Genomic DNA, 5,222 nt, shown 5'->3' with positions numbered 1-5,222 from the left:
GTTAATTCAACATCAAATTTCTTGGCAGCGTAGACAAGAATATGTCGAGCGCAATAGGCTAGAAAATCAAGCTGAGATAATCGCAGAAAATACTCACTACTAATCCCAAAATAATAATTACTAGATACAAATCCTCCAGTGATTAATCGTTGCTGGAGGATTTTGATTGAAAGCATATTCTCGCTTCAATAAAAATGCGTTTAACCCTAAGTCAACAAATCAAACGCTTCAACAAATTTAAAGCATCTGCTGGTAGTAATATGCGACAAAATAGCCATATAGCTTGGGAAGGTAATTCTTTAATTGACGGTTCTCCTATCGTTTTAATTTTAACTGGCTTCGTCTTTCCAAGCTTCAATAAAAAGACAGGAAGCGAAATGATACAATCGTGGATATTGCAACAAGAATTCACTCCAACTCACGCTGCAAAAGAAGGTTTAGAAGTTGGCATATGTGGAAGCTGTCCGATGAGAATGAGTGAGATTGGAAGTTGCTATGTTAACTTGTTGGGTGTCAACCGAATTTATCAAAAATATAAATCTGGAGGCTATTCAAAACTTAGTAACAATGAAATTGAAGTTCTGAGAAGATACCGATATCCAATTAGACTTGGTTCTTACGGCGACCCAACAGCAGTACCATTGGAAGTTTGGGAGCCAATTATTTTGGCATCAGGGAAATACACGGGTTATACCCATAATTGGCGAGACACAAATAGCTTGTGGAAGCAGTATTTAATGGCTTCTGTACATAGCATCTCAGAAGCTCAAGAAGCACAAAATCTGGGATGGAGAACTTTTAGAATTATCGCTCCCGATGCACTATTGAGCGATAACGAAATACTTTGCCGACATACAGAAGACGATCGCGTGCAATGTAGTACATGTCTCCTGTGTGATGGGAAATCATCTAAACCAAATATTGCTGACAAAGTTCATGGGTTGAATTGGAAAATATCGAATTTTCTTAAATACCTTGAATCAACATCAAATTAATCGAGGGAAGGTAGAAATAGAAGTAACTAAAATACTCATTCTGCCTTCCTAAAATCGCAGCATTAAGACAATACAAATACAATTCCGGGTAAAAATCATGGCAGAAGTATTGAGTGAACCCCAATTTCAAATATTAACTCATCAATATACGGGAGAGAAAACGGGAAGAATTTATTTTCCAGCTTTGTTTTTAGCTGAGTTTCACGAATGCGTTACTCAATGGTTGCAACAACAGGAGATTATTTTCTCCGAGACGGATTTAAAGCGGTACGAAGATGGCTCGTTTCGATTGTATTTCAAAACTAATAATAACCCGGAGAAAACCTATTTTCGATTACTAAGAACGACAGAAAAATCCCGATCGCAAAACAGTCGATATTAACAGACAATACAACATCATCAAGAGATATCAAAATGATTGTTCGAGTGAAAACAATAAAAGGTGTTACTCCCGGTTCGCTCATTTTTTTTGAGTTCAGAGATATTGCCTAAAAGCGAAAAATCTATACACCGCAATGATTTTAGCGATTTACCTAAATTTCCCTTAAACTAACATCCTGCTCTAAAAGGTCTACTTTTATGTAATCGCGCAAAGTCAGGACGAAAGTACATTTGAATCATAGCCTGTAACCCTTATTAAATCGTTCAGCTTTCTTCTAACTCGATTTAAAATAGGCGAACGGTGAGGTGTTACGTTTGAGTACGGAGAAAACGAAACCCAAAGATATTGGGAATACATTACTAACGAGAAAACCTATTTATTACTACAACCCAAATTAATGCCGACTTATTGGGCAATTATTCAGCTTGATTCCAAGGGTAATTGCAAGCCTCTTAATTGTGCAGTAGTAGATAAAGACGGAAATATAATTCAACAAGACCCACTTTACAGCCATCATGAATTAACAGTTGAAGCTTGGCTAGAAAAGCTTGCTAATTATATCCAATCCACTGCTTGTAATTAGTTTAGCCATGCGAAACCAGTTGATCTAATCTTAATATCAGGATGAGTTTTTCGATGAAATCAAGACATCAAAGCTCTCTTTGTGACAACCGCTATCGCACCATACCCATTCCCCAATTTCAAGCAGAATAAGATGCTCCTTTTGAGGAGTATTTTTTTCTGAATAAACAGAACTGAATACGCTGCATAGTACAATAATACTAAATAGTTTTCACAAATTACTTCCATAACAGCGAGTCTACAAGTATAATATTTTCGCCATCCTCTAAAAATCAATGTCCAGCGCGTACCAAGTCAACCAGCAACCAACCAATGCCACACCCAAGCAAGAATCAATCACGGGAGTGGTAGAACGTTTGACTTTTCATTCCGAAGAGTCAGGTTACACGATCGCACGACTACAACGCCCCAGAGTATCAGAATTAACCACAATTACTGGTAGCTTCGCAGGTATCCAACCGGGACAAACTCTCCAACTAAACGGATTTTGGCGCGAACATCCTCAATATGGTTTACAGTTCCAGGTTGAAAATTACAAGGAAACCAAACCAGCAACAATTACAGGTATCGAAAAGTATTTAGGTAGCGGTTTAATCAAAGGTGTTGGTCCCGTCACTGCCAAGCGAATTGTCGCTCATTTTGGTTTGGAAACCCTCGACATCATCGAAAACCAAATCGATCGCTTGCATGAAGTTAGCGGTATCGCGAAAAAGCGAATCACGATGATAAAAAAAGCGTGGGAAACTCAAAAAGCCATCAAAGAGGTGATGGTATTTTTGCAAACTCATGGCGTTTCCACTACCTACGCAGTTAAAATCTATAAGAATTACGGCGATCGCTCAATCGGAATAGTCACCAATAATCCGTACCAGCTAGCAACCGATATTTACGGTATCGGATTTATCACCGCAGATAAAATAGCCCGCAACTTAGGTGTCCCCGAAGATTCCGAATTTCGCTACCGTGCCGGGATTACCCATATCTTAAATGAAGCATCGGAAGATGGACACTGCTATTTACCACAACCAGAATTGATAGAAAAAGTATCCCAATGTCTCAAAACTGATGACCATGAGCCAAGTGAAGATAACATTGCTGCTATTATCAAAAATATGTCCCTTGCGGACGAACTCATTCGGGAAAGTTCTCCCAATCAAACGTTGCTTTGCTACAATCCCGCATTCTTTAACACTGAGAACAATTTAGCAATGCTAATTGCTCAACGTTTAAGAAGCCCCATCAATCCGGATATGGAGCGCGTCCGCACCTGGCTTTCACGTTTTACTGAAAGCCGCAAAGTTGAACTTTCACCCCAACAACAAGAAGCAGTGGAGATGGCAGTATACTCACGGGTATTAATAGTTACTGGTGGTCCAGGAACTGGGAAAACTTTTAGTGTGCGTACTATTGTAGAACTGTGGAAGGCGATGGGAAAATCCATAGCTTTAGCAGCACCAACGGGAAGGGCAGCACAACGCTTAACCGAGATGACGGGATTGGAGGCAAAAACCGTACATAGATTGCTGGAGTTTGACCCCAAGAGCATGGGTTTTAAGCGGGATATGAAGAATCCTCTGCCACAAAAAGCAATTATCATTGATGAGGCAAGTATGTTGGACTTGTTTTTAGCATACAGTTTAATCAAAGCGATATCCGAAGACAGTCAAATTCTGGTGGTTGGAGATAACGATCAGCTGGCTTCCGTTGGACCAGGTAAGGTGCTAGCAGATTTAATGAATTCGGGAAAAGTGCCCGTAGTTCGTCTTACCCAAATATTTCGTCAAGCCCAAACAAGTGCAATTATTAGAAGTGCCCACCAAATCAACCTTGGGCAATATCCCAATATTGAGCCAATTTCCGAGGCTCCTCAATCTGATTGTTTGTGGCATGGTGGTGGGCAGCAACCTGAACATGGTGTCCAAGCAATTAGTGAGTTGATAACCGATTTTATTCCTAAACTTGGTTTTAATCCTGCCATCGATGTACAAGTATTATCGCCAATGACAAGGGGATTAGTAGGTACGCGCAACCTCAATAATGTGTTGCAGCAGTTGATTAATCCTCCCAGTTCCCAGAAACTAGAGGTGACGAGGGGTGGGACTGTCTTTCGGGTTGGGGACAGGGTGATTCAACTTACCAACGATTACAACCGCGAAGTTTTCAACGGTGACGTTGGATTTATTATCAGTATCGATACGGAAGAACAGGAAGTCGTAGTACAATATCAAGATAGGCATGTTACTTATGACTACGCAGATTTGAACGAACTTGCTTTGGCTTGGAGTGTTACCATTCACAAATCTCAAGGTTCCGAGTACCGAGTTGCAATTATGCCACTGTATACCCAGCATTACATGATGTTATCGCGTAACTTAATATACACTGGTTTAACTCGTGCGAAGGAATTAGCAATAATTGTTGGTTCTAAAAAAGCGATTGGGATGGCTGTCAGGTCGGTTAATCAAAAGGAACGATATACGCAATTGCGGGAAAGATTGGCTCAAATAGCAGTAATTCCATCTGGTTTGTAATTGTAATTATTTGTTTAAGGTCATTATCGAATTTAATTAATAGTTTTCATCACATTTATCCTTGCAAAACTTCAGCCGCAGTTAACTGGAGATTAGCAAAAATTGAAGAAACAATAACACTTTCCCCCTGATAAACTCGCTCATCATAAAATCCCTCAACCCATTCCAAAACCGTCACCTTTTGGGCAATAGGATCGACAATCCAATACTCCGCAATCCCCCGTGCTGCATACTCCGAACGCTTATAGCGATAATCCCGATTTTCCTGATTCGGACTCACCACCTCAACCACCAATAACGGTGGTGGCATATCCATTAAAATCAGCGATCGCGTAGCTCCTTGCATTATCGTCGCTAATTCTTCGGAAAATAATGTCAAATCAGGCACTCGCACCCCCACCTGCCGACTATTTACAGCTACCTCTGCCTTCATCCGCAACCGATAAGATGGAATTCCCAGTTGCAAAAAACAAGCAACTAAAAATATCGCTATCCGTTGATTAATATCACTTTCTGAAGGCATGGGTATTAATTCTCCATTTTCTAATTCATATAAATTATCTGTCCCATCGTCATAATTAAGAAATTCTTCAAAGGTCATCTTTTTAGCGGTTGCAACTGTCATTGCTTTTTCTCCCAGATGTAGCTTGTATTGATTATTTTAACAATGCCTCTAATTTCTCCATCCCTGCTGAATTTCCAGCTTAACTATAATTTATCCCTATTTGTCAA

The 5,222-nt window shown here is 39.9% G+C and carries 5 protein-coding genes; 4 read left to right on the top strand and 1 reads right to left on the bottom strand.

Annotation, left to right across the window (positions count from 1 at the left end):
* Nucleotides 1-260 precede the first annotated feature (260 nt).
* The 4 genes from CK510_RS25900 to recD2 all read left to right on the top strand — a co-directional run bounded on the left by CK510_RS25900 (nucleotide 261) and on the right by recD2 (nucleotide 4,490).
* Nucleotides 261-995, top strand: coding sequence for a hypothetical protein (locus tag CK510_RS25900; protein ID WP_095724411.1), 735 nt, complete (start codon nucleotides 261-263; stop codon nucleotides 993-995).
* Nucleotides 996-1,092: 97 nt separating this feature from the next.
* Nucleotides 1,093-1,377 carry a hypothetical protein gene (locus CK510_RS25895; protein ID WP_095724410.1) on the top strand — a complete coding sequence of 95 codons (285 nt, stop codon included), beginning with the start codon at nucleotides 1,093-1,095 and terminating at the stop codon, nucleotides 1,375-1,377.
* 397 nt (nucleotides 1,378-1,774) lie between these two features.
* A complete protein-coding gene (locus tag CK510_RS25890) occupies nucleotides 1,775-1,960 on the top strand; it encodes a hypothetical protein (RefSeq protein WP_095724409.1) in 186 nt (61 codons plus the stop codon).
* 274 nt (nucleotides 1,961-2,234) lie between these two features.
* Nucleotides 2,235-4,490, top strand: coding sequence for an SF1B family DNA helicase RecD2 (recD2, locus tag CK510_RS25885; protein ID WP_095724408.1), 2,256 nt, complete (start codon nucleotides 2,235-2,237; stop codon nucleotides 4,488-4,490).
* Nucleotides 4,491-4,545: 55 nt separating this feature from the next.
* On the opposite strand, the gene CK510_RS25880 is transcribed toward recD2, so the two are convergent.
* Nucleotides 4,546-5,115 carry a Uma2 family endonuclease gene (locus CK510_RS25880; RefSeq protein WP_095724407.1) on the bottom strand — a complete coding sequence of 190 codons (570 nt, stop codon included), beginning with the start codon at nucleotides 5,113-5,115 and terminating at the stop codon, nucleotides 4,546-4,548.
* Between the last annotated feature and the right edge of the window lie 107 nt (nucleotides 5,116-5,222).

It is taken from the genome of Brunnivagina elsteri CCALA 953 (assembly GCF_002289455.1).
Lineage (GTDB): Bacteria > Cyanobacteriota > Cyanobacteriia > Cyanobacteriales > Nostocaceae > Brunnivagina > Brunnivagina elsteri.
The sequence above is the reverse complement of the archived record's forward strand: the minus strand, read 5'-3'. Positions and strand labels throughout refer to the sequence as shown.